Raw genomic sequence first — 24,501 nt, 5'->3', positions numbered from 1 at the left:
GGCCCTCTCCCTCTCGCCTCAGCGTGCTCTGCACGTGGAGGGTACCGAGGTGCACAGCGGTGGATCCGCCGGTGGTTTCTCCTTCGCCGACCGTACGGCCTCTTCGGGAGCTTTCGTCGAAACGCCGAGCGCGGGCGAACGCTGGATGTGGTACGCGCAGGGTGGACAGGCACGGCTGTGGTCCGGTAGCGATCAGATCACCGTCGGCAAGGGCGGTAACGGCGACGCTCTCGATGTCCCGCGTCGCATGCGCGTACGTCAGGGCACCGACGGCTCCGCGGGCATCTGGTTCCGCCAGGCATCTTCCAGCACCGACCGCGCCTTCGTCGGCATGGGAAGCGACTCCACTGTGGGCTTCTACGGCAACGGCGGTGCCGGCTGGGGAATGGCGATGGACACGGTCAACGGCAACGTCAGACTTGGTAACGCATGCGGGTACGTCAGGGCAGCGACAGTTCCGCGGGCATCTGGTTCCGTCAGGCGTCCGCGAACACCGACCGCGCCTTCGTCGGCATGGAAAGCGACACCGCCGTGGGCTTCTGGGGTAACGGTGGTGTCGGCTGGGGAATGGTGATGAACACCGTCAACGGTAACGTCGGGATCGGTACGACCAATCCCCAGAACGGGCGACTCGACGTTCGAGTGGGTCAGGGCCACACGGCCGTGGCGGCCGTGGGGAAAGTGGACGTCGAGGGGTACCAGGGCTACCCGTCCATCGACGTTCGTGGACAGATAGACGTCCAGGCGAGAGGGGGCTACCCGGGCCTGACCATCGAGCAGAAGCAGGCCTACAACGCCGCCTACATCCACGGAACACTGCGCGTCAAAGGGTACGAGGGCTACAGTGCCATTTACGCCGAGGGCAACATTCGTGCGATCGGAACGGTCACTGGAAAGTCCCAGATTGTCACGATCGACCACCCTGAGGACCCGGCAAACAGGTTCCTGTCGCACACGGCCGTGGAGTCCCCGGAGATGACGACGTTCTACGACGGAACGATCGTCACGGACGGCCAAGGCGAGGCGACGGTAGAGCTTCCGAGCTATTTCGAAAAGCTCAACGGCGATCGTCGCCAGGACAGAGAATTCCGCTATCAGCTCACGCCGGTGGGAAGTCTGGCGGTCGCAGTAGTGGTCGATGAGATCGAGCACAATCGGTTCACAGTCCGGACCGACAAGCCCAACGTCAAAGTCTCGTGGCAGGTGACCGGCATCCGCCAGGACGCGTGGGCCAATGCCCACCGCATGGCCGCCGAAGTGGACAAGCCGGAGCGGGAGCGAGGGCTCCGTCGAACTGCCGAGGCGCCGGCGGAACCGGATCCGCAAGAACCTGAAGCAGTCATCACCTCACCCGGAACGGAGCGGTAATCATGCGGGATCGACTCGAGTCACGCCTCGCCGAGCTCCGGCAGGAGTACCAGCTCGGCGAGGGGCAGCTGAGGAAGCTGGTCGAGCAGGAGGCGGGCCTGCGCGAGACGCTGCTGCGCATAAGCGGAGCGATGCAGATGCTGCAGGAGCTGCTGACGAGCGACGAGGAGAACACGGACGGCAGCGGCCTCCAGGCCGCCGACCGGCCGAACGGCGGCACCAAGGGGCCTCAGACCGAGACCACCGGGCCGGATGCCGTCAAGGTCCCGTCGTAGTTCGCCGCTCCGTCAGCGCCGCTCGGTCGGCTGCTCCGTGTCAGCTTCGTCGGGAAGGTCGATGCAGGCCAGGATGTCGACGGTCACGGGCTCGCTGCCGTGATTCGTGACGCCGAGGGATCTGGGCGTACCGATGCTCTGCAGGACCTCGGCTCCGCTGATCAGCAGCACGGTCCGCACCTTGAGCTGAAGCGGCCGAGGGCTGACGTCCCCGTCGTCCGGAGGGGGAGTGTCCCCTGAGCTGTCCGGATTGGGCTCGAGCGACACATCGGCGGCTTTGCCGGACTCGGTGGTGGCCCTTACGGCCAGCAGAATCGGATCCCCACTCTCCGGTGACAGACCCACCGTGCGTGTGCCCCCGGCATCGAGCGTCACGCTGGCGACCGTGTACGACTCCGGGTCGAGGTCCATCGCCAGGGAGAGTACGGGCCCGTCCTCGATCATGACGGACGAGGTCACTGACACATTCACCATTTCAAAGCCTCCAGCTCGGTCCTCGGCTGAGCAGCACCGGGAAGGTGAGGCTCGCACCGCGGCATCAACCAGGTGTCACACCCTCGTCACGTGGCCCGGGCTTGATGCCGCCGTGACGGCTCGGTGACGTGCTGCTGGCACGATCCGCTCGGGGGCATCGCCGAAGGAGCCATCCATGCCAGAACCCCTTGCCGCCCCAGGTGTCTACATCACAGAGATTCCCAGTGGCATCAGGGCAGTCACCGGAGTCTCCACCTCCGTCACCGCGTTCGTCGGCCGCGCTGCCCGCGGACCCGTGGGCGAACCGGTGACGATCACTTCCATGGCCCAGTTCGACCGTGTGTTCGGCGGACTGTGGCGGGAGAGCGGCCTGTCGTATGCGGTCCGCGACTTCTATCTCAACGGCGGTGGCGCCGCACGGGTGCTGCGCCTCGCCGGGGGAGCCGAATCGGCGTTCCTTGACGTGGACGGCCTGCTGCTCGAGGCATCGGGGCCCGGCAGTTGGGGGAACCGGCTGCAGGTCGAGGTCGTCCACCCGCAGTCCGGCAACGCGGAAGAGGTTGCCAGCGGCAGCGCCGACTTCGGTGCGGGGGACCTCTTCGAACTGAAGATCCTCGAGGTCCGCGACGACGACAGGGACACCCCTGCCGTCCTCGAAACCTTCCTCAACCTCACCACGGTCGACGGTCCCCGCCGGGTGGACGCGATGCTTCGCAGTTCGCAGTTCGTCCGGGTGAAGCGCATGCCGTCCGCCTCCAAGCGCCCCGCGAAGGGCGTCTACAAGGTGACCGAGGCAGGGTGGGGCACGGACGGCGATCAGCTGGACCTGGCGGACTACTCCGGCGAACAGGGTTTGGACGCGCTGGTCAAGACGGACTTCAACCTCCTCTGCCTGCCACCTTCACGGCCTGATGGCAATCTGCCCGAGGACGTGTGGGCGAAGGCGCTGAGGCTGTGCCAGCAGCGCAGAGCGTTCCTTCTCGTGGACACTCCGACCGGAACCGCGCCCGCCGACTCCCCTGCTTGGCTGGCGACGCTCGGCATGTCCGGCCCGATGAACCGCAACGGTGCCGTGTACGTGCCGCGGCTCCGCTCCGCCGACCCTCTGCGCGACGGGGCGATGGGTGAATTCGTGCCCAGCGGAGCGGTAGCGGGTGTCATGGCGCGCACCGACGCGACGCGGGGAGTGTGGAAGGCCCCGGCCGGCGTGGACGCCGGCGTCATGGGCGCAAGCGGCCTCGCGTACCAGATGACGGAGGGAGAGAGCGAGCAGCTCAATCCGCTGGGGATCAACTGCTTGCGGACGTTTCCGCAGGTCGGGTCGGTGGTGTGGGGTGCTCGCACCCTTCGTGGCGCTGACGCACTCGCCGACGAGTACAAGTATGTGCCCGTGCGCAGGCTCGCCCTCTTCCTCGAGGAGAGTCTTGTCCGTGGCACCCAGTGGGTCGTCTTCGAGCCCAATGACGAACGGCTGTGGAGTCAGATCCGCACCTCATTGGGAGCGTTCATGCAGGACCTGTTCCGACAGGGCGCCTTCCAGGGGCGCACTCCGCGTGAGGCCTATTTCGTCGCGTGCGACTCCGAGACAACCACGCAATTCGACATCGACCGCGGAATCGTCAACATCGTCGTCGGCTTCGCTCCGCTCAAGCCGACCGAGTTCGTCGTCATCGGGATCCAGCAGAAGACCGCCGAAGCAGCGGGATGACTCGTCCACCGGAAGGTGCAGCATGGCCGACTTCACCGTCAATGCGACTCGCTTCGACCCGTACAAGAACTTCAAGTTCCGGGTGAAGTGGGACGGCCGATACGTCGCCGGGATCAGCAAGGTCAGCGCGCTGAAGCGAACCACGGAAGTCGTGAAGCATCGCCACGGTGGTGATCCGAGCAGTAGCCGGAAATCCCCTGGGCGTACCGAGTACGACGCCGTCACGCTGGAGCGGGGTGTCACCCACGATCCGGACTTCGAGCAGTGGGCGAGCAAGGTGTGGAGCTGGGGCTCCGGTATGGGTGCCGAGACGTCCCTCAAGGACTTCCGCAAGGACGTCATCATCGAGGTCTACAACGAGGCGGGGCAGTTGGTCCTCGCCTACAAGGTGTACCGATGCTGGGTGTCGGAGTTCCTCGCCCTGCCCGACCTCGATGCCAACGCCAACGCCGTGGCCATTCAGTCGATCAAGCTGGAGAACGAGGGATGGGAACGCGACACCACGGTGACCGAGCCGACGGAGCCCACTTCCGCCGCACTGTGAGAGCAGGTGCCGACCACAGGCGCGAAGCAGGGAGGTCATGGTGCGCAGCCTCGCCGATCCGGAACTCCTCCTGAGAGCCTGGGAGCAGGCATCGTCGGCTCCCGTGGCGGCCAGAAGCGCGGTCTTCGTCCATCTCGCCGGCCTCTCACCGGACTTGGACTCCGCTCTCGACCTCGACGTCGGCGCGTGCGCCACGCTCGCCGCCCATGCACACGCGGTCGCCTTCGGGCGCGAGGTGACGGGAGTGGTCGCCTGCCAGTCCTGCGGGGAGCTGATGGACGCCCAGGTCTCCCTGCCTCCCGCAGAGGATCTGACGGTTGCTCCGGCTGCCCGGGAGCAGGATGCCGTGGTGGGCGACTTCACCGTCCGTCCCCTGACGACGCGCCACTTGATCGCCGCGACCGCCGATCCCGACAAGGCGCGTACCGTGCTGCTGTCGTGCTGTGTGCGGCGGTCCGACGGCACCCCCTTCGACCCTTCCTGCCTCACGGCGGAGGAGGAGACGCTCCTGGACGTCGCGGCGGAACGTCTCACAGGCCAGGCACTGCTGATGCTGCGCATGCAGTGTCCGCAGTGTGATCGACCGGTGCCGGCTGCGCTCGACCCCGGAGCGGTGCTCTGGGACCAGATCGACATGGCCGCACTCCGGCTGATGGAGGACGTGGCGGTCCTCGCCCGTGCCTTCGGCTGGAGCGAGGCCGACGTGCTGGCGCTGCCGACGTCGCGCAGGAACGCCTATCTGGAGAGGGCGGAGTCGTGACAGGGTTCTTCGAGCGGATGGCGCAGCGGGCCCTTGGCACAGAGCCCCGGCTGGCTCTGCGCCGACGCTCCCGGTTCGAGCCATGGGTCCCTGCGGCGGAGCACATGTGGGAGCGTGCCTCCTCCCCGTCGGACTCGGCGGCAGTGGACACTCCCGCTGGCGACACGCCGGACGAAGGGCCGACGACGGCCGCCGTCGACGTGGGCAGTGCACCTGCCCGTGCCGTGCAGGTGCCGCCCGAGCCGGGCATGCAGGCCGGGCCCGGCGATCGCGAGGGCAGCGTCAGTTCGCCTACCGCCGCTGTCGACGTGGGCAGTGCACCTGCCCGTGCCGTGCAGGTGGCGCCCGAGCCGGGCATGCAGGCCGGGCCCGGCGATCGCGAGGGCAGCGTCAGTCCGCCTACCGCCGCTGTCGACGTGGGCAGTGCACCTGCCCGTGCCGTGCAGCTGCCGCCCGAGCCGGGCATGCAGGCCGGGCCCGGCGATCGCGAGGGCAGCGTCAGTCCGCCCACCGCCGCTCAAGGCACCGAACCCCACGCGTCGTCCTCACAGCACCACCGGGGACAGGCCCCTGCGACCGGTGAGGACCCGCCCACCAGGTCCGAACATCGCCCGCACGTGCCGACCATCGTGCCCACCGCAGACGCCTCGTCCCCTCACCGGGGCCCCACCAGTGCCGCAGTGCACGACCCCGGGGCCCACGACGCCACGCCCCCTCCCACCGTCGGCGTGCCGGAGGTCGAACTCGCCTGGAGACCGGAACCGCCCGCCCCACCCCGCACGCCGCCCGCGGACCGTACACACGTGAGCGGTGACGTGCTCCCCGGCTCACCGTCCGCGGATCCGCGATCGCTCTCCAGCGAAGGGCCCGACCTCGTGGCCGGTCCCACCACGCAGCCGAGCGGATCTCACGAACACGGTGCCCTCCCTCCCCTTGACCAGGCATATCACCCGCCCCCACCCCCAGTCCGGGAGAACATCGACATCGACCCCCCGCCGGTCGCCGACAGCGCACCACCCATCGGCCGAACGAACAACGACCACGAAGAGCCCGCGAGTGCGGAGCCGCCACCCTCCCCCCAGGCCACGCCCGGTGATCCCTACACCCGCAGGTCCGATCCGGCCCCGCACGACCTCTCGTACGAGCCGAACGCGCCTGAGCCTCAACGTCAGCCGTCGACCGACGCCGTGCCTGTCTCCCTGCTTGACGAGACTTCCGCTCGCACCACCGATCGGCCTTCCCTGTCGGCGGCTCCCGGGCCGGGTGTCGAGTCCGGGGGGCCGGTGAGTGCGGCGCCGTCGGTGGGGCAGCCCATGTCGGCTGACGCGGTGCGTGCTTCCGTGGCTGATGAGGCCGTACCTCGCTCTACCGATCGGTCTTCGTTGCCGGCGAATCCCGGGCAGGGTGTCGAGTCCGGAGGACCGGTGAGTGCGGCGCCGTCGGTGGAGCGGTCGACATCGGCTGACGCGGAGGGTGATTCCGTTGCTGACGGGGCCTTCTCCGGCTCTGCCGATCGGTCTTCCGTGCCGGCGAATCCAGGGCAGGGCGTTCCGTACGAACGGTCGGCGGGTGCGCCGCCGTCGGCGGCGCAGGCCGCACCGAGCGGTGCCGCGCCGAGTCACGTCGGCACCACGCAGACACCTGCCGACCTGCCCAGTGGGCCGTCCGGCCACGGCACGACACCGAGCCGTCCCGGGAGCCCCGTCGGCCCGAGGCCGACAACCGGCGACGAAGGGCCGGCCTCGCCGCCGGTCGCGCCCGACACGTTCGCGTCGCAGTCCGCAGACGCGAGTGCCTCGGTGAAGGGCGGACCCCTCACCGGCCGGGCCATGGAGTCGCCCCGGCTGACGTCACACTCGGGAGAGGATCCTCTCCGCGCGCCGGGAGAGCGGAGGAGTCCTCCGCACACGCCCGATTCCCCCTCTGCGGCCTCGAAGGCGGCGCCGCCCACGGCAGGAACTCCCGGCGTTTCTGCCCGCCTTCAGCCCGACTCCACCCCGTCCGTCCCGCCTGTCCAGCCTGCCCCGTCCGTCGGACGGAAGCCGGAGAGACCACCAGCTCGCACTGCGGGGGCGGCGAGAGCGCTTCCCAGCGCCATGGACCTCGTGCGTGACCATGTGGTGCCGACGCTCGCCGACAGAGGGGTGGTCCCGTCGAGTGATCACACCCAGGTGAGAGCGTCCGACGATCCTGGGCCCGCGGCGACACCGTCCCGTAACCGGGCGACCGTGACGGTGGGGGAGTCCCATACGACGCTCTCCGGCACCGGTGACGGGCCGGAGGACGTCGCACCGGCCGTGCACGTGCACATCGAGCGGATCGAAGTGGTGCGGCATGAGCCCGCACCGCCGAGTACGCCCACCCGTCGTCCCCTGCCGCGCGTGGACCTCGACGCCTATCTGACGAGGCGCAGGGAGGACCGGTGAGCAACCACCTGGCCATCGCTGCCGCGACCTCGGCACTGCGCTATGTCCTCGACCGCGCTCTGCAGCCCGTGCGACTCGGGCCTGTCGGGTACGCCCAGGTGACGACCTTGAGGCCGGATCAGCTCGGCACTCCCGATCTCGTGCAGTCGACGGGTATCAACGTCTTCCTGTACCTCGTGACGCCCAATCCGGCGTGGAACCTGGCGGCCCTGCCGACGCGCGACGACGACGCCGCCTTCCTCGAACGCCCACGGTGCGCCCTTGACCTGCACTACCTGATCACCTGCTACGGCAGAGACGCCGCGTTGGAGGGGCAACGGCTGCTGGGAAGGGCCCTCACAGCGCTCTCCGTCACCCCCGTCCTGAGCTCGGAGGTCGTCGCCGCCGCCGTGGAGGAATACTCCGGCTCCGAGGACACCGGCTTCCTGACCGAGTCGGATCTCGCCCATCAGATCGAGCCGGTCAGACTCTCTCCCACCGCTCTGTCCCTGGACGACCTGTCCAAGCTCTGGTCGGTCTTCCCGCAGACCCCTTACCAACTGTCCGTGACCTACACGGCCGCCGTGGTGCTGCTCGAGTCGCCGGCCGTCCCGCGGGCCGCGCTGCCGGTGCGAGAGCGTGCTTTCAGCCTCTCCACCACGCCCGCTCCTCGGCTGGTTTCCGCTGACATGGGGGAGGCGGCGGGGGCGGACTCCCCACTGCACCTGCGCGGGGAACACCTGCTGAGCCGGAAGAACCGGGTGCGGCTGGGACCGGTCGGGCTCGAGCCGCTCCCGGGAGCCACGGCCTCGCTGCTCACCGTGGCGGTCGACGGAAGAGTGCCGGCGGGGTTGCACCCCGTCCAGGTGCTCCACATGTCGCCGGACGGACCGCAGCCGATCAGAGTCGTGGCAACGTCCAATGCCCTGCCCGTCACCGTCCGACCGACCGTCACGCGGGTGAACGTCGGTGACTCCGACATCGTTCTGGAACTGAACCCACCCCTGTTCGCCGGACAGCGTGCCACCGTCTCGTTCTCCCGGGACGTGGCGCATGCCGATGCTCTACCCGACAAGGTGGACTTCGTGCTGCCGCCGGTCACGGCCGGGACGCTGCCGCAGCCGTCGGTTCGGGTACCTCGCCGGGATGTCCCCGACGGCAAGTGGCTGGTCCGCATCCAGGTGGACGGCGTGACCAGCCTTCCGGAACTGGTGTGCGGCGTCTACGGGGCACCCACGGTCGCACTTCCCCCGCCATGAGCGGGCCGGGCTCCGCCACCGGGTGGGAAGAGGCCAACCGCGACCATCTGGTCGCCGAACTAGGTGTCCTCCGGATGCTCCTGCGTCCTGACTCCACCGAGGCCGACCGCGGTGAGGCGGAGGAAGCCCTGTCCGAGTCGCGACTCCGCCTCTCCGGCGAGAGTGCCCTCGATCAGGTGTCGCGCGGCTTCGGACTGACCCGTTTCGAGCGGTCGCTCCTGCTGCTCGCCGCCGGGCCCGAGTTCATCCGAGAGGTCGCCGGTGAACTCCTGACGGCCTGCGGTTCGCCCCACCTGTCCTTCAGCGCTGCCCTCTCCGTGCTGCCGGAGCCCCACTGGAGCGCACTGACCCCCTCCGCACCACTGCGGCACTGGGACTTGGTACGGCTGCTCGACCCGTCGTCGCTGACCCGCAGTCCCTTGGCCGTGGATGAACGCGTACTCCACCACCTTGCGGGCGCCGGCCGGCTGGATGCCGAACTGGCCGCTGTGTCGCGGCCCGTGTCGGCCCACCCACAGTTGCCCACACCGATGCGGCACGCTGCTGAAGCGATCGCCCAGGCCTTGAGCCGCCGACAGGCCGTGGTGGTCTCCGGCCCGCAGGGGGCGAACCTCCGCACGGTCACCGCGACGGCAGCCTGGTCCCAGGGACTGCGGCTGTTGCTGGTCACTGCCTCCGACCTGGCGAACAGCGTCGGCGAGCGCCGGCGGACCATGCGCCTGATGGAGCGCGAGACAGTCCTGGGCACCTGTGCCTGGGCCGTCGATCTGGAGTACGCCGCCCGCGCGGATTGCGACGCCATCGCCCGTCTGGCCACGGCCTTCGACGCGCCCATCGCCCTGCTCGCCGACGAAGGAACACCTGCTCTCGGGCACGGTCTGGCCAGCGTCAGGCTCGAACGGCTGGCACCGGCCGACCGCCGCGAGCTGTTGCGGTCCGCGCTGGACCGGGCCGGTGCACCCGTGGCGGACGCGGACGGCACAGCAGGGATCTTCGACCTCCCCCTGGACGCTGCGGAGGCCGCAGCGCGGGACGTCGCTTCAGGGGTCTCTCTGTGGCAGGCATGCCGAGAGAGGGCGCGCCCGTCCTTCGGCGGTCTGGCCAAGGTCCACCACCCCAGAGCCACTTGGGGAGACTTGGTGCTGCCTCCCGGCCAGTCGGCGCAGTTGCGGGCTCTGGCTGCCTCGATCCGCCACCGCACCACCGTCCTGGACGATTGGGGCTTCGCCGGCCGTTCGGCACGGGGCCTGGGAACGACCGCACTGTTCAGTGGTCCGAGCGGGACCGGGAAGACCCTCGCAGCCGAGGTCTTGGCGGGCGACCTGGAACTCGACCTGGTGCACATCGACCTGAGCCAGGTCGTCGACAAGTACATCGGCGAGACCGAGAAGAACCTGAGCAGGGTGTTCGATGCGGCCGAGGACAGCGCTGCCGTGCTTCTCTTCGACGAGGCCGACGCCCTTTTCGGCAAGCGCACCGAGACCCGCGACAGCCACGACCGCTACGCCAACCTTGAGATCGGCTACCTGCTGCAGCGCCTGGAGACGTTCCGCGGGCTGGCGATTCTCACCACGAACGCCCGATCTGCCATGGACCAGGCGTTCACGCGGCGGCTGCGCACCGTGGTGAACTTCCCGCATCCCGATCCGGCGATGCGAGAAGCATTGTGGCGCAAGGCATTTCCCCCGGACACCCCGCTCGACGGCCTCGACCTGCCCAGCCTGGCAGCCATGGATCTGACGGGCGGCGCCATCGCGGCTGTGGCACTCTCGGCCGCGTACCTCGCTGCCGCCGCCGACAGCCCGGTCACGATCGAGCATGTGCGGGCGGCCACGCGATGGGAACTGGCCAAGTCCGGCCGGTCCCCAGTCGCCGGCGGAGCGTCGGTGTGACGCGTGAGGTGCGGCGGTCAACCTACTGGGCGCGGAGCTCGAACCACCTGACGAACTGCCCGCCGATGACTGCGTCGTCGGTGGGCAGGTGCATTCGGGGCTTGTCGTTGACCATTTCATAGGGAGCGTGGCAGTTGAGGCAGGTGCCGTCGGCAGCCACGATCGGGGAGCCTTCGATGACGAAGCGTCCGATGATCTGCCTCTTCAGCGCTGATGCTTCTCCCAGTTGCTGCAACTTGATCTTCACTTTTTCGAGCCAGCCTCGGGTTGTGGCGTCCGGCTTCCAGGTGACAGCTCTCTTGTTCGCGAGTGCGTCGGCATCCAAGGGGGCAGTCGGGAGCGCGATTGTCGTGTAACCCGCCTGCGCGAACGCGTTGTCTTCCGACCACGGCGATTCGTTGCCGAGTGCCCATGGCAGGTCCAACAGGACACGGCACACGTTGCCGTTGATGCTGCGCGTGTCGATGTCGCCATCCAGTACGGCGGTGATTCCACCGATCAGCTGGGCGATCGAGACGTTGCCGTCCATGGGGAAGGCAGCATTGTTCAGCTTCAGTACTGTGATGTGCACGCCTGTCCGGGCTGCCGAGGTAACGGTCACCGGGGTCCCGGACTCGTCGGCCAGCCGCAGCTTCAAGGTGTCACCGGCCGCCCCCGCCGCAGGCTGCCACCAGAACGCCACCACTCCGTTCCCGTCAGTCGTGGCATCCGTCTCGTGGACCTCGGGAAAGGGGTTCGGCGGTGTGGAACCGGTCTTCCTTGCCACCAGTGCCCTGCTGCTGGCGGTCGCGATCACCTTGACATTCGGAACAGGTCCGCAGAGGTTTTCCAGGACGGCTCGTACCGGCTTGAGGAGTGGCACGGGCAGCAGCCCGGGGAGTTGTCCGTCTCCCTCGATCACACGGAGCTGACTCCGTTTCGCCAACAGGTCGAGCGCATCTTTGACCGTCGGGTTCTGGAGATCGCACTGCGACGGCGGGATCCAGGCAACCTGGGAGGCGTCCGCCCGTTCCGAGATCTTCTGAGCAGTGACGGTCAGCGGTGTCCCCGTGCCATCACTCAGCTGGAGCTGCAGCGTGTCACTGTCGGCCCCTGGAGCCGGCTGCCACCAGAAGGCGACCGTGCCTTTCTCACCCGTCGTGTCGTCATCGGTCTCCGTGCTGTCCGCGGGAAGCGTCGCGGGGGGTGGTCCGTCGTCGGCCTTGGCCACCCGAGCGCCGTTGGTCCCCGTCGCGACGACGACCGCGCCTTCGACGGGCCCGCAGCCACTGTCCACCACGGCCCGCACAGCCCGGGGCAGAACAATGTCCTGCGGACCGAGATGCTGGCCGTCCCCTCCGAGCAACCGCAGTTCACGCCGGGTCGCGAGCCTGTGGAGGGCGTTCTGGACCGTCGGCGGCTGCGGGAGGCCCCCGCAATCGGACGGCGGTACCCATGCGACCTGCGAGGCGGTGCTGAGACCGGCGGTCACCACGAGGGGCGCACCGGTCGGTGCCCCCTGATGGTCGAGCAGTGTCGCCCACAGCATCTGGGTCGGCGGGCCGTGGGGATCCAGGGTCCATGTGACCTCCGCGACCCCGCCCGAACCAGTCGGTTCGTCGACGTCCTCTCCGTCGACGCCTTCGCTGCCGGTGAGTCGTCCGCCCTGTGTCGAAAACCGGACCAGCCCCGAGAGAGGAAGTCCGCCGTTGCGGGCGATCACACGTACGGCCTGGGGCAGCGGCGTTCCCGGGAGCGCCTGTTGACCGTCGCCGCCCGCCAGGTCCAGCGTGGTCATCGCCGTCAGGGCCGGAAACAGACGCCGACAGTCGGATTCCAGGCTCCACCCGGTGTCCTCCCTGGTGAGGACGGCCAGAGGCGTGGTGCGGGGCAGCGGGCCGTGGGGAATCCTGGGCGCGCCCTGCCCGTCTCCCTCCGGCCAGTCGATGCTTCCGGCGCGCGTGCTCTGCCCGTACACCTGGCGGGTGGTGCGAGCCGGGATCAGCCAGTGATCGCCGCTGCTGAGCGTCCCGCCGCCGGGGAAGCGCACCTGGATGCCGTCTTCGAGGTCCTGGAGCTGTTCGCCCACCGGCAGAATCCCCTCCCAGCGGCGGACCAGGGGTGTTCGGCCGAGTGCGGCGAGGGACGCGGGGGCCGGACCGGTCCAGCGTACGGGGAGCAGGAGCCCCTGGGGCGCGCCCGCGGTGGCCAGGAACCCGGGTTGGCGGCGCATCTGGAGGTCGACGCTCGTGACTTCGACGATGTTGTCCTTCCTGATGGACAGTTCCTCGTCGCGGCCCTCCCTGTCCAGGGTCAGAACGGTCATGTCGTCCGCGTCGGAGTCCGCGCCGTCGGCAATGGCGGTGAGTGCGGCGACGACACTGCCGTTCTCCCGCGACCAGAGGAACGTGGGGGTCGCCCCCGACTCGTGGATCTGCACCCGGTAGAGCTGGTTCTCCAGTCCGAGATAGCCGCCGGAGGCGGGGTTGACCTGGCACGGGTCGAGGTCTCTGGGCGCCTGCCGCAGTGCTGCCGCCATCGTCCGGGGGGTTGCCCTGAAATGGCCGTGCTCGTGCAGGGCTTCGTGGGCGGTTCCCTCGGGCAGCTCCTGGAGGCGTACCTGCCACACCGTCTGCGCACGATTGGTGGTGTCGGGACCGCCCAGGGCGGGTTCCAGCAGGGCGGGCTGCTCGTCCGCGGTGACCAGATGGGTCCACACGTCGAGCAGGGCCACATAGCGGCCGTTCTCCCCCGGGTCGGGGAAGGGCACGTCGTCGGCGATCGCCCGCACGTGGGGCTGGTGATCCAGAGGCCACCCGACGAAGGGTGCCGCCTCGTCGCTTCCGCCCGGCTTCGGAGCGGAGGGGGCCTCGACGACCATGCCTTCGACGTAGTAGCGGCCCTGCGTGATCCGCAGGTCCTCCCAGAGCGTCGCCCGCGGTCGTTCCCCTTCGGCGTCGACGATGGCGAAGCCGGCCCCCGAGAGGGGGCCGCCGCTCGGTCCGACGAGGTCCGTGGTGCGGACCTCGTCGTGATGGGCGGTGATGGCGGCGTGCTCGTTCCAGTCGGCATCCAGCAGGACCCGCCCCTGTTGGAGGAGGACCGAGCGGTACGCCTCCTGAGGTGCGAAGGTCCAGCGGCTGAAGTCGCCTTGCATGCTTCTCAGCTCCCGATGATTCTGAATTCCAGTTCAGCCGGTACATAGGGCGCGAGATGCCGACGGAGGGCGTCCCGGCGCTGAGGCCTGTGAAGGTGGTGGTGCGCGCCCATCTCCGTACCGTCCTCTCCGCCCTCGCCGATCGCGGCGGGACAGGAGTGCGCCAGGGAGAGGTAGAGCGGTGAACCCGGCTCCTCCGAGGCGTACACCGGGGCGAGGTCCGAGTCGGCAGCGTTCGCCGGTACGCAGCGGAAGCGCCGGGGCGCTCGGGAGCCGGGACGGAGGTAGCTGTAGCGCAGACAGCCTGCCTGCCGGTTCTCAGCCAGGAGCAGGCCGTCGAGCAGCGCGCTGTCGGCGTCGATGCTGCGGACCTGGATGTCGCCGCGCACCGTGCTTCCGCTGATCGACAGGTGTGCGCCCGGCGCCGAGACGGCCGGCCCGACGGAGACCGCGTCGACGATGGAGTCGCTGATCATGAGAGTGGGGGCGCTGCGGGGGAGTGCGACAGCTTTCACCACACTGCGGAACAGGCTGACCCGGAGGGCGCTGTCGGTCCCGGCCGGCGCGTGCGGGGCGTCCCGAGAGACGGTCACCCTGCCGGCCACCGTGCAGTGGGAGACGGTCAACCGCGCGAGGTTCCCCGCCGACACGGTCACGTCGCCCTCGATCGTGATTCCGTCGAGCACGAGGCTGCTGCCAGGGCCGCCCGTGACGGTGAGCGAGCCGTGCAGATGGGGCCGCAGACCATCGGTGACGCAGGCTGTGCCGATGCTGAGTCCTGCGGAATCCGAGGCGGGCACGCGGTGCGGTGCGGAGGCTGCGACCAGCACGAGGCGCGTGTCCTTCGGGATGGCCACCGACAGGTCGCCTCCGTGGGATGCGCTGTCGCCGATCGCGACGACCAGGGTGTGTTCCGGCCGGGAATCGTCGGGCGGCCGGGTTCCCTCGACGGTGGCGAGGGCCTCCGCGAGCGAGGAGGAGTCGGCAGGCGGCGGGGAACCGGGGTTCGAGCGGACATCGATGCGTCGGACGATGCCTTCGTTGCCGTATCCGTCGGCTGCCAGCGCACGGTGCAGTCCCTCGGAGCGGTCGTAGGAGCCGGCCCCCATCTCGCCCAGCCGGCCGTAGTGGTACCGGACGAAGACCTCGGCCGACTCCAGCGGTTCTCCGTCACGGTAGACCGCCAGTCGGCCCGTCGCCGCGTCCACGCACACCTGGTCACCCCTTCCGGGCTCAAGGCCTTCCAGGCCGGACACGCGCAGTCGCTCGGGTGGCAGCGGAACGCCGTCACGGCCGATCCGGACGCCGAGGGGCAGATGGCGTGGGTCCAGCGCTCCGCGGCGAGCCTCCTCCAGCAGTGCCCGCAGTCTGCGCGGGCGAAGGGGAACGGGCAGCTCGTCCTCGGAAGCGAGGCGTTCCTGGGCACCCCTTTCGTGCGGCGTGGCGGAGAACAGGGGGGTCGGTCTGCCGAGCGGGTCGAAGGTCCAGCCCCCGTCGGTGCCGCGGGCCTGCGGCCAGCGGTCGACGGCATCGGCGGTTCCCACCGGACAGCTGTGCAGGGGGAAGAGAAAGATCCCCACGTGGGTGATGCCGTACCGGCCACGGCCCGTACCGATGCGCCGCACGTCCACGCTGCGTGCCAGCGGCTCGAAGGCGCCATGGGTCAGGTCGTGTACCTCGGGCGGCGGGTTCGCGCGGTCGGTCCGCAGGTCGTATCCGCCCCCGGTCCGGTCGAGACGGTCCGACTGCCGGAGTGAGGCCGCGGCGGGCCTGTCGCAGCGGGGATGGTTGACGTGAGCCGTGGTGGCCAGCAGCCGGAAGTACTCGACGGCGCGCGCCTGCCAGCCGGTGACCTCTCTCGCCACTTGCTCCAGCACGGCGACCGTCCCCTTGCGGCGCCGGTACGAGATCGTGTTCGCGACCAGGGGTCGCCAACTGGTCCCCTCGCCGAGGTGGGGGAGAGCTTCCGCCATGCCGATCAGGTCGCCGACATAGGGGAGGAGTTCTTCGTCGCAGGTCTCCACGAACCATCCGTCGTACAGGTCGACCAGGTTCTGTTCCAGCAGTTCCAGCTCGCCCGCGACGGCGGAGAGCAACGCCCGGAGCGCTCCTCCTGATTGCTCGTCACGCGTGCGCAGGTGGGCGGGCAGCAGTGACAACAGGCGGTCCGGATCGCCACCGTGCGGTGTCTTCGCCATGCTCACGGAGCCATCACCGCGATCTCCACCGCACCGGCGGCCAGAGCCGGGAACTGTGCGGGCCGTACCTCGCCCGCCTCCCAGTGCGCGGGCGAGGACGCGAGAACCTGCTCGGCCTGTGTGTCAGGAGGAAGGTACGGGCTCGCCTCGGAGGAGGCAGGCGGAGCCGGCAGCCGTACGAGCCGTGGCATGCTGCAGGCGGCGACGCCGGCGACGGCCTTCACGACCATCAGCACGGCGGAAGTCGTCACGGGTGCGCCGAAGGCCTGGCGAGCCGGTGCGAAACGGAGATCGAGGGCCGTGGCGACGGCCTCTCTCACTGTCGTCCACTCGTAGGCGGGGTCGTGCAGTACCTCGATACGGACACCGAACCAGAGGACGGCGGCACGCATCACACGGAAGGAGCCGCCGGGAGGGCGGGCGCTCGCGATCGCAGCGCCGAGGTCGGCCAGCAACCCGTCTCCGGCACGTCGGCCCTCGCTGCCGACCAGGGAGAGGACGATGGTCCGCCGGCTGCCGTCCCACACCGTGTCCGCCTGTGCGGCACCGACGCCGGCGAACCCTCGTGCGAAGTCCTCGTAGTCGTTCACCGACACGACTCGATCGAGGGTGCGGGTGCGGCGGGGAGCACCGGAACGTGCGTCAGCCAGGTTCTCCGCGGATGCCCAGTCGTGCGAGGCCACCGGGTTGGCCACTGCCGAGATGCCCAGCGGGCGGCGTGGAAGCAGGGTGAGTCGACCTGCCGAGACCGCCCCGTCGGCTCCGTTCCCCACCCGGTAGGTCGCCGTGACGTTCTCGGTACCGGTCGGCAGCCGTGCACCGTGCACGCCGTCCCCGAAGATGGCGGTCGCCGTGCCGCCCTCCGCGTTGCGGACCACGAAGACCCGGTCGTTCGGTCCGGCCTCGTGGAGGGAGGCGACCTCGTGCCACAGCTCGCCGTCCACCCGGATCGCCAGCGTGCTCGTGGCGGCCCCCGCGACGCCTCTGACGTACGTCAGAGGCTGGCGCCAGATGGACACCGCGGTGAACTGCTGTGCCCCGTCGCCGCTGCCGAGGACGTGGCTCACGGTCTCTCCGTGGGTGGCCGTCACGACATTGCCCAGGACGGCGACGGTGTCGGGGTGGTAGGAATGCTCGAGTTCCCGGTCCAGGGTGACGGTCATGACGGTGCCCGCGCCATCGACGGTGCGGGCTGCGACCTGGGCTCGCTCGGCCTGGAGAGCGCCGCTGCGCACATCCGTGCCTTGGACCACCACGACGCGCCCTACCGGCAACAACGGTTCGGTCACCGCGAGTTCCAGCTTGCGGCCGGCCACGGGAGCCGAGCGCGGGCGGCGTTCCGCGGGCAACTGCACGGACTGGCAGTGCACCAGAGTGCTGGGTGGGACGAAATCCCCCGGGAGTGTCCGGTCCGTGCTCACCTTGGTGGTCCGAGCGCTGAAGCCGCTGTGCGTGTTGCCGGACGGGGTGACCGCCAGGGCACGGTACAGCCGGCGTTCGTCGTCCGACTCCATGACCAGCCAGGAGTCGGGGAGCAGGCGCGGGTGGTCGCCGTCGAGTTCCAAGGAACGTTGTGGGGTGGCTTCCTGGGGCCTCCCCCCGGGCTCCCGCGGAGCGGTCGTCACGGAGGACGCGGACGACGGTGTGGCCTGAGCGTTCCAGCCGAACATGTTGGCGCGCTCGGCGAAACCGTACACATGTGCGCCCTTGCTGACGATCGGCCCGTGGTCGGGGTCGTCGGTTCCCCCCGGGCGTCGCACCGTCAAGAGCGTCCATCCCGTACGCCCGTCGGGTTCCACCGCGACGCCGGTCACGACGAGGAACGCCCACGCCGCGCCCGTAGCGAGCCCTCCGTCGACGACGATGAGCGAGTCGCCCGGGCGGATTCCGGAGTCCACGCCGGTGAGCCAGATCCCGTTCACGTCCGCATCCAGCCGCTGTGTACTCGTGGCGACGGCCGGGATCGCGTTCCACGCGGCCCTGGCCTCCAGATCCGTCTCGGTCTCGAAGACCTGAGGGGTCTGGTCCTGGCCCGGGATGCTCTGCACCGGCGTGCCACGTGGAACGGTGACCGTCTCCGGCGACGCCACCGTGTCCTCGACGGAGAAGGCAAGGTCGGCCTGGGCCGCGATGCCAGGTCGCAGCTCGTATCCAAGGGTCCGCACCAGTTCCCGCACCGACTCCAGCTCGGTCGCCGTGCCCAGGAACCCCTCCTGCGTCAGGCGTTCCGTGTAGAAGGACACGATGTCCGTGACGATGGCCCAGCTGTCGAGGAGAGCGATCGCCGGCTCGTCCACCGGGCGGCGGGCCAGCGCGCGCACGCCGAGCGGATGCGCCGGATCCGCCAGCGCCGCACGCATCCTGGCCAAGGACCGGCCGTAGGCCATGGAGCGGGTACGGGGCGCACGCTGCTGCTCCGGCTCGGCTCGGTTCTCCGGATCGGTCGAAGCGGTCATGCCCCACCTCTCATGGTGAGCTCCACACGGCCGGCCTCCGGCCGCCTCGGGTCGCTCGCGCAGCGGAAACTCTCCCGAGGAGATGCATCGAGACGTCCGCGGGCCAGGGATGCCTGGTTCTCCTGGGCTCCGGCTCCGACGCGGCAGAACCGCTCGACTTCGACATGGAGTACGCCGGGGACGGACATCGCGTGGGCGATCAGGTCGCTCAGGAAGACGGAAGCCCCCAGGGTGAGACGGTCCGGGTGGAAGAATCCTCGGCGTCCGTCCGAAAGAACCGACGCGGACAGCATGTCGCGTACCTGCCGTTCAGCCTCCGAGCGCAGCGTCCTCTCGTGCAGGCAACAGACGAGGGCGATGTCCAGCGGTACGGCGGACGTCTGCCTGAATTCGACATCGACACCCGCGGTCCGCCGGAGCTCCATCAGCGCCGCCAGCCGGTCGGGGAGCTCGAAGTCCGCCGCCACGACGGGATCCACGGCCACCTGCAGCGCGTACCAGGAGCCGGTCCATCGGGGACGGGCCACCGCTTGGCGCACCGCGCTGTCCGCGACGGCGATCCGGGCGTAGTCCTCGGGGGTGACCGCCTGCGTTCGACCGTGGAAGGCGCGCGGGGCCAGCTCGCGTACCTCTGCCGACGGCTGGGGGTCGACTCCGCCGGCGGCAGGCAGCGGGTTGGTGACGGCTACGCCGTCGAGGGAACCGCCGGACGGAAGGTGCAGAATCGCATTCAGGGTGTCGACGCCGACATTGCCGTGCGAGCCGCCGCCGATGCGATAGCGCACCGTCATGCTCGACCCGGGTGTGGGCCGCCGCCCGCTGATGCCGTCGCCGAAGCGCAGCCTGCTCGACCCGTTCTCTTCCGTCTCGACGACCATGTGGGGTGCGGTCCCCGTACTGCCCAGGAGATCGTTGCGCGGCAGCCAGCGGCGAGCACCGTCGTCGAGCTCCAACTGGGCGACCGCACGTCGGGGGTCGGGGCGCAGGGCGTCGGTGGCGCTCTGCCAGCCAGGGGAGTCGGGCGACAGCCCTTCGACGGGAGCGGCGTCGGCAGGCACCGTCCAGGCAAGACTGGTCCGCCGCAGGTACGGCCGGTACCTGCCGTCCTCGGGTACCTGCGCGGGGTCGGGGGCGTCGCCGTGGATCGAGATTCCGTGGTCCGCGAGCGCGATGTTGGCAAGCGCCACCGCTGCGGTCCTTGCCCCGCCGGTGCCGGGCTGCGAGATGGTCAGCGGCGTGCGCAAGGCGTCATCGCGGTGCCAGTGCAGCTCCAGCACCCGCCGAGAGGGCGTCAGGGAATCCGTGCGCTCGACCGGGTCCCGGTCGAGGCGTACCGCGCAGCGGCGGGCCGGATCGCCGTCCCCGAGCATTCCCGTGGGGCCGAGTTCGGCCAGTACCAGCACGTCGCCGGCCTTCAGGGCAGGATCCAGAGCACGTGGGACCGAGATGAAGGCCGAAGTGGTGCCCACGGCGAGCACCTGGTCGGCGTCTCCCCATGCGTGCAGGGCCAGGCGGTTGCGAGCTCGCGCGAGGGGGACCGGATGACAGGTCTCGAACACGACCGCACCGGACTGCACCACGTCGTCCACGGAGGGCTTGTCCTGGCCGGGCACCATCCCGGCTCCGCTCACCGCCGTGCCGGCAGGCAGCGACATGTCCGCCGTTGTGGTGAACGCGAGCCAGGCGCGTGCCGAGCACCCTTCGTGGACGCGGTGGTCGAGCAGTCGGGCGTGCCGACGCGCCGAGGTCCTGAGACGCGCCGTGCCGAGATGGGCCTCCTGCGCGATCGAGTCCTGCCGGTAGGCGAGTCTGTCGCCGATGTAGGCGAAGAGCTCGATCAGGGTGACCCCGACATCGGCGGCTGAACGGTCGGTCCACTCAGGGAGCAGGACGGCCATGCGGTCGAGCAACCGGGTGCGCAGCGCTTCGTAGTCCCGGGCGAGGTAGTCCTGGACCGGGGAGGCGACCTCCGGTGGGGGTGACGTCGCGCGTTGCCGACAGTCCAGATCCGAAGGGCAGTCCACGTCGAAGCGGAAGGCGGCCTGCGCCAGCGGCCCGTCGAACCCGGCGGGGGCGCTCCGGCCGGTGGTGCCGTGCAGACGCAGCACATACGTCGATCGATCGCCCGGAGCCGCCGTCCTGACGACGAGCACTCTGGACCGGATCGCCGCAGGCACCCCGGCGGCGACCAGATCACGATCCGATTGGGTCACCCGGGCGTCGAGGACGGCCGGCGGACGCTCCGCGTCACCGACCAGGGCGATGGCGGGGTAGGCCCAGAGGACGTGGACCGGATTGACGTGTGGGTCGGTACGGACGCCGCCGAGGATGACGACTCGCTCATCACCGGGTCCCGCACCCAGACCGTCCGCCACCGGACCGCGCAGCAGATGGACGGCAAGGGTGCACTCCTGCGGGGCGCCGGGGACGTGTCCGGGCGTACCCGCGCGGTTGGAGAGCACCTCGATGAAATCGATTCCGTCGAGATCCGGTTCGACGGAGGTGACCAACGCGCGTCTGCGATCCAGGTCGATTCCCCGGATCGTGCCGTCATCAGGCGGGTCCGTTGCCGCCGTGGGGCCTTGACCGCTCATTGTGCGCCCCGGCCGGTCAGCCGCAGCACGCGGGGCCCGGTGGCCGGCCCGTCCGGCCGGGTGTAGCGGACCGTGACGGTGAGGACCGTATCCACCGCCTCGACGCGGACCTCATCCACCCTCAGCAGGTCGCCGAGCCACTGCTGCAGCGCCGCGTGGACCAGAGCCTGTGTCGCCCCGGCAAGCTCGTCACCCCCCGGCGAGAAGACCAGTCGGTCCAGGCCACTGCCGAACTCGGGGCGGTTGACCCGCTCGCCGGGCCGGGTGAACAGGAGCATCTCGACCAGACCGCGGAGGTATTCGTCGTCGTCGACGGCCGCCAGCCGTCCGCGCGCGTCCAAGCGCAGGGGGAACCCGAAGTGCATCAGATCCCCCGCACCCGAACCTGCACGGCCGCGACCGTCAGCGGACCGCCGGTCGGTACGCACACGGCCGTGCCGCCCTGGAGGACCAGCGGCATGCCGACGGACCTGACCCTGGTGGTGCCGGTCGTCCACTGGGCGGTGACGCATGGCGGATTGCCGGGCGGCTGGGGCGCGCATCCGGCAATCAGCCACGGTACGCCGAGGACGACGGTCGCCTGCCCGCTGACGGTGACTCGCGGGTTGGGAGCGACCGGCTGTGCCTGACCGAGATGCATGCACAGGGTGGTCGCGCCCTGGTGCGCGAGGAAACCGGGCACTACGTCACCTCCAGGGCGCCTTTGTTCACCGACACGCTGGCGGCGCTCAGCTTCACGCTGGAGGCGCCGATGGAGAGCTCGATGCCGGCGGTGGTGCAGGAGATCTTCATGGGCAGTGCGGAGACCGGTGGGCCGACATCGATGGTCAGGCCGCCACTCCCGGGGATGTCGCTGAGAGTGATCGTCACGGCGTCCGTCTTCCACATCTTGACATGAGGAACCGCAGGGGAGGCCGGCGCCTCGCCGGTGCCCCAGAAACACCCCCCGAGGATGGGGTGATCAGGGTTTCCCGCCTCGAACTCGACCCACACGTTGGCCCCCTCCGGCGGGACGGCGAAGAGGCCGACCCCGCGGCCGGCGTACGGGACGCAGGGCTCCGCCCAGGACAGCCGGCCCTTGCCCAGCACGGCGGGCACGCTGACCTGCACCCGGCCCCGCATCAGGGGATCGGTGTTGCTGGTGACCTTCCCGCGGTACTTTCCGTAGAACGTGGTCAAGCGCGTAGCCTCCAGTCGTCGCTCGGGCACAGCCGCCCCTTCACGGCGGCACCACCGGCACCGTCGACCCGTGGCCGTCGCGCGCCAGAGTGAAGCGCTGGGTGTAGGAACCCGGCGCCAGTTCGTGTTCCACCTGTCGCACGTACCAGAGCCCGTCGTGGGACCAGCCGGCGCCTCGGACACCGACCAGCTCCCGGGGGCGCAGGACGGTGCCGTAGCGCGCGCCGTCGGCCTCGCCCTCCGCGACCACGGCATCGGCACTGTGGTCCACCTGCGCCTGGCCGCGTGCGAACGCGCCGATGGTCCCCGTACCGCTGTCCCGCGCCCTGCGCCGTCGGCGGATGTCGCCCTGATGGCGCGCCCACAGGGGCAGCGACGCGAGTGGCTGGCGCGAGCTGCCGACGGTGTTCAGCGGCAGCTGCACACCGGTGCGAGGGTCCTGGAGATCTCCTTCGACGAGGAGCGGCGCGAGGGCGTCGGTGCGAAAGCGCATCGAGCGGACGTTGGTGTCGGCTCCGAGATCCACCGAGAGGGCGGGCTGAGGTGCGCCGGCCCGTACCGGAGGGCCCCAGTACAAGGCGCTGACACCGACCGCCGGGCCGGGGATCGCGTAGCAGACATAGCCGTGCCTGCGGGCCAGCTCGCGGAGGTGGGCGAGATCGGTGCCGTTCTGGGTGGGGATCCGTTCGATCGGGAGTGGGGGATCCATGTCCTTGGGAGGGGTGATCATCGGCAGAATCCGGCGGGCCGCGTAGGGGCCGAGAATCTTGGTCACCTGGGCGAAGTCATCGAGCGCGGGGTGCTCCGCATCCACCTCCACACGATCGAGCAGGTAGGAGACGTCCTCTCCCGTGACCGTCAGAACGGCGGTTCCCGAGGGAGCGCCGGGGACGAGTTCGAGAGCGGTGATGACTCCGTCGATCAGGACGCGGGGCAGCGCTCCGAAGGTGAGAACGACGGTCACCCGGGCGAAGGGCTCGAGAGGGGCTCTCAGCACGGGTGTGTCCCGGACGGCGAGCGGGCCCGAGCGCCCGGCGTCGAACGTGAGGGTGAACACGGACCGGTCCTGGTCGTTCTCCCTGACGCGCACCGAGAGGAGGCGGGAGGTGAGGTCGGGGGGAAGCGGCGTCGGAATGGTCGCCCCGGCGAGCACGGCGAGCCGCAGGCTGGGCTTGGGCACGTGGTCACCCTCCCGGTGCCGGGATCGCCAGGAGAGTTCCGACGGCCTGCGGGCCCACCAGTTCGTCGGGGTCCAGCGCCGCGTTGGCGTCGGCGATCATCCAGAAGGCGAGGGGGTCCCCGAGGTAGCGGTGGGTGACCAGGTCGAGCCGGTCGCCCTCGGCCACCCGGTGGACCGCGAGCGGACGCCCGGCACTGGGACGGGGAGCAGCACGCCTCCGCAGGTAGCGCACCCGGCGTTCACCACCGTCCGCCTCGCGGACGGTGGTGGTCGCGATCCCGGTACCGTCGTACCGGCTGATTCCGGAGGCCATCTCAGAGCCCGGCCGAGACCGCGGCGGCCGCACCCGACACGCCGGCCACCACAGCCATCGTCTCCTTCAGCACATGGTGCACCAGGAAGAGGGCATAGCCCGGGTCGCCGGCCGGCAGGTCGTTGTAAGTGAGCACCTGCGCGGACAGTTCGACCGAAGCTCTGGTGGGGAACAGCGCCGGTGAGAAAGCCTGTTCGGTGATGGTGAGGCTCTCGATGCGGACGGGAACCGCCCGCCCGGGCCCCCAGACCAGCAGGGTCAGAGGGCTTTCCATGGGAAGGATCTCGATGGCGCCGGCGCTCAACAGGGCCGCGTTCTCGATGACCGTGGCGACCCCGGGGTACAGCAGCATTTCCAGCGTGGCCAGTTGGGGGGCGATCCCCGTGAGTGAGGCGACTGGATCGCCGTGCTCCAGCTGGTCGGTGGCATCGATGTCGATCGTGAGCGAGAAGGTCTCCACGGGCGCGCCCCACAGCGCATGGGGATCCGCGGCGGTGGCGGAATGGGACGCCGGGGCGCCTCGGGGGCGCAGTGTGCGGACGACCTGGTCGGGGTTGTACTGGAAGACAGCGAGCCGGGACAGTGGACTACTGGCGTCGACTGCGACGACGGCCCCGCGCAGGGTGCGCGGGCTGCCCGGGAAGCTGCTCATGGAGAGCAGCATGTCCGTGGCCCGTCACCCCGCCGTCACGTGCACGTCACGGCGGGCGCGACAGGGTGCGCAACGTACGCCCGACCGGACCATGTCGGTTTTTGACAG

General features: G+C 69.9%; 19 protein-coding genes. 8 read left to right on the top strand and 11 right to left on the bottom strand.

Features of this window, described 5'->3' with window-relative positions; translation table 11 throughout:
• Positions 1–429: 429 nt before the first annotated feature.
• Positions 430–1,368 carry a hypothetical protein gene (locus tag IF00_RS0120385; protein ID WP_030320015.1) on the top strand — a complete coding sequence of 313 codons (939 nt, stop codon included), beginning with the start codon at positions 430–432 and terminating at the stop codon, positions 1,366–1,368.
• Positions 1,369–1,370: 2 nt separating this feature from the next.
• The gene (locus IF00_RS41485; protein WP_037638681.1) at positions 1,371–1,643 is read left to right on the top strand and encodes a hypothetical protein; all 273 of its coding nucleotides are present in this window, start codon (positions 1,371–1,373) and stop codon (positions 1,641–1,643) included.
• 12 nt (positions 1,644–1,655) lie between these two features.
• Here the strand turns inward: IF00_RS41485 and IF00_RS0120375 are convergent, their stop codons facing one another.
• Positions 1,656–2,054: a hypothetical protein gene (locus IF00_RS0120375; protein ID WP_209439781.1), complete on the bottom strand. Its 399-nt coding sequence runs from the start codon at positions 2,052–2,054 to the stop codon at positions 1,656–1,658.
• A gap of 238 nt (positions 2,055–2,292) precedes the next feature.
• Between IF00_RS0120375 and IF00_RS0120370 the strand changes: the two genes are divergently transcribed.
• From IF00_RS0120370 to IF00_RS0120345, 6 genes are all read left to right on the top strand, one after another.
• Complete coding sequence (locus IF00_RS0120370) at positions 2,293–3,825, top strand: phage tail sheath family protein (protein ID WP_030320012.1); 1,533 nt, start codon at positions 2,293–2,295, stop codon at positions 3,823–3,825.
• A 22-nt stretch (positions 3,826–3,847) separates the two neighbouring features.
• A complete protein-coding gene (locus tag IF00_RS0120365) occupies positions 3,848–4,369 on the top strand; it encodes a phage tail protein (RefSeq protein ID WP_030320007.1) in 522 nt (173 codons plus the stop codon).
• A 37-nt stretch (positions 4,370–4,406) separates the two neighbouring features.
• Positions 4,407–5,129, top strand: a complete 723-nt coding sequence (locus tag IF00_RS42785) for a hypothetical protein (protein ID WP_051820516.1) — start codon at positions 4,407–4,409, stop codon at positions 5,127–5,129.
• Positions 5,130–7,357: 2,228 nt separating this feature from the next.
• Complete coding sequence (locus IF00_RS45740) at positions 7,358–7,555, top strand: hypothetical protein (protein ID WP_158710505.1); 198 nt, start codon at positions 7,358–7,360, stop codon at positions 7,553–7,555.
• Positions 7,552–8,793 (top strand): Pvc16 family protein, encoded by a 1,242-nt coding sequence (locus tag IF00_RS42780; RefSeq protein WP_051820515.1) that lies wholly within the window; start codon positions 7,552–7,554, stop codon positions 8,791–8,793. The genes IF00_RS45740 and IF00_RS42780 overlap by 4 nt, the downstream gene beginning before the upstream one ends.
• A complete protein-coding gene (locus IF00_RS0120345) occupies positions 8,790–10,685 on the top strand; it encodes an ATP-binding protein (RefSeq protein WP_037638708.1) in 1,896 nt (631 codons plus the stop codon). The genes IF00_RS42780 and IF00_RS0120345 overlap by 4 nt, the downstream gene beginning before the upstream one ends.
• A gap of 22 nt (positions 10,686–10,707) precedes the next feature.
• Here IF00_RS0120345 and IF00_RS0120340 read toward each other — a convergent pair whose 3' ends face one another.
• The 10 genes from IF00_RS0120340 to IF00_RS0120295 all read right to left on the bottom strand — a co-directional run bounded on the left by IF00_RS0120340 (position 10,708) and on the right by IF00_RS0120295 (position 24,393).
• Entirely contained in the window at positions 10,708–13,821 is a 3,114-nt protein-coding gene (locus IF00_RS0120340) for a DUF6519 domain-containing protein (RefSeq protein WP_030320001.1), read from the bottom strand.
• Positions 13,822–13,826: 5 nt separating this feature from the next.
• Positions 13,827–16,019 carry a phage tail protein gene (locus tag IF00_RS0120335; protein ID WP_106975847.1) on the bottom strand — a complete coding sequence of 731 codons (2,193 nt, stop codon included), beginning with the start codon at positions 16,017–16,019 and terminating at the stop codon, positions 13,827–13,829.
• Between the two features lie 2 nt (positions 16,020–16,021).
• Positions 16,022–18,475 (bottom strand): baseplate J/gp47 family protein, encoded by a 2,454-nt coding sequence (locus IF00_RS0120330; RefSeq protein ID WP_030319996.1) that lies wholly within the window; start codon positions 18,473–18,475, stop codon positions 16,022–16,024.
• Positions 18,472–20,985, bottom strand: a complete 2,514-nt coding sequence (locus tag IF00_RS0120325) for a baseplate J/gp47 family protein (protein WP_051820513.1) — start codon at positions 20,983–20,985, stop codon at positions 18,472–18,474. Before IF00_RS0120325 ends, IF00_RS0120330 begins: the two co-directional genes overlap by 4 nt.
• A gap of 80 nt (positions 20,986–21,065) precedes the next feature.
• The gene (locus IF00_RS0120320) at positions 21,066–21,434 is read right to left on the bottom strand and encodes a GPW/gp25 family protein (RefSeq protein WP_037638678.1); all 369 of its coding nucleotides are present in this window, start codon (positions 21,432–21,434) and stop codon (positions 21,066–21,068) included.
• A complete protein-coding gene (locus IF00_RS0120315; protein WP_030319991.1) occupies positions 21,434–21,751 on the bottom strand; it encodes a hypothetical protein in 318 nt (105 codons plus the stop codon). Before IF00_RS0120315 ends, IF00_RS0120320 begins: the two co-directional genes overlap by 1 nt.
• Complete coding sequence (locus IF00_RS0120310; RefSeq protein WP_030319989.1) at positions 21,751–22,248, bottom strand: phage baseplate assembly protein V; 498 nt, start codon at positions 22,246–22,248, stop codon at positions 21,751–21,753. The genes IF00_RS0120315 and IF00_RS0120310 overlap by 1 nt, the downstream gene beginning before the upstream one ends.
• Positions 22,249–22,288: 40 nt before the next feature.
• Complete coding sequence (locus tag IF00_RS0120305) at positions 22,289–23,428, bottom strand: hypothetical protein (RefSeq protein WP_030319987.1); 1,140 nt, start codon at positions 23,426–23,428, stop codon at positions 22,289–22,291.
• A 4-nt stretch (positions 23,429–23,432) separates the two neighbouring features.
• A complete protein-coding gene (locus tag IF00_RS0120300) occupies positions 23,433–23,741 on the bottom strand; it encodes a hypothetical protein (RefSeq protein WP_030319985.1) in 309 nt (102 codons plus the stop codon).
• Position 23,742: 1 nt separating this feature from the next.
• Positions 23,743–24,393 (bottom strand): hypothetical protein, encoded by a 651-nt coding sequence (locus IF00_RS0120295; protein WP_030319983.1) that lies wholly within the window; start codon positions 24,391–24,393, stop codon positions 23,743–23,745.
• Between the last annotated feature and the right edge of the window lie 108 nt (positions 24,394–24,501).

Origin of the sequence: Streptomyces flavochromogenes, assembly GCF_000717595.1 — a bacterium.
GTDB classification, from domain to species: domain Bacteria; phylum Actinomycetota; class Actinomycetes; order Streptomycetales; family Streptomycetaceae; genus Streptomyces; species Streptomyces flavochromogenes.
This window is presented reverse-complemented; position numbering and strand designations above follow the sequence as displayed.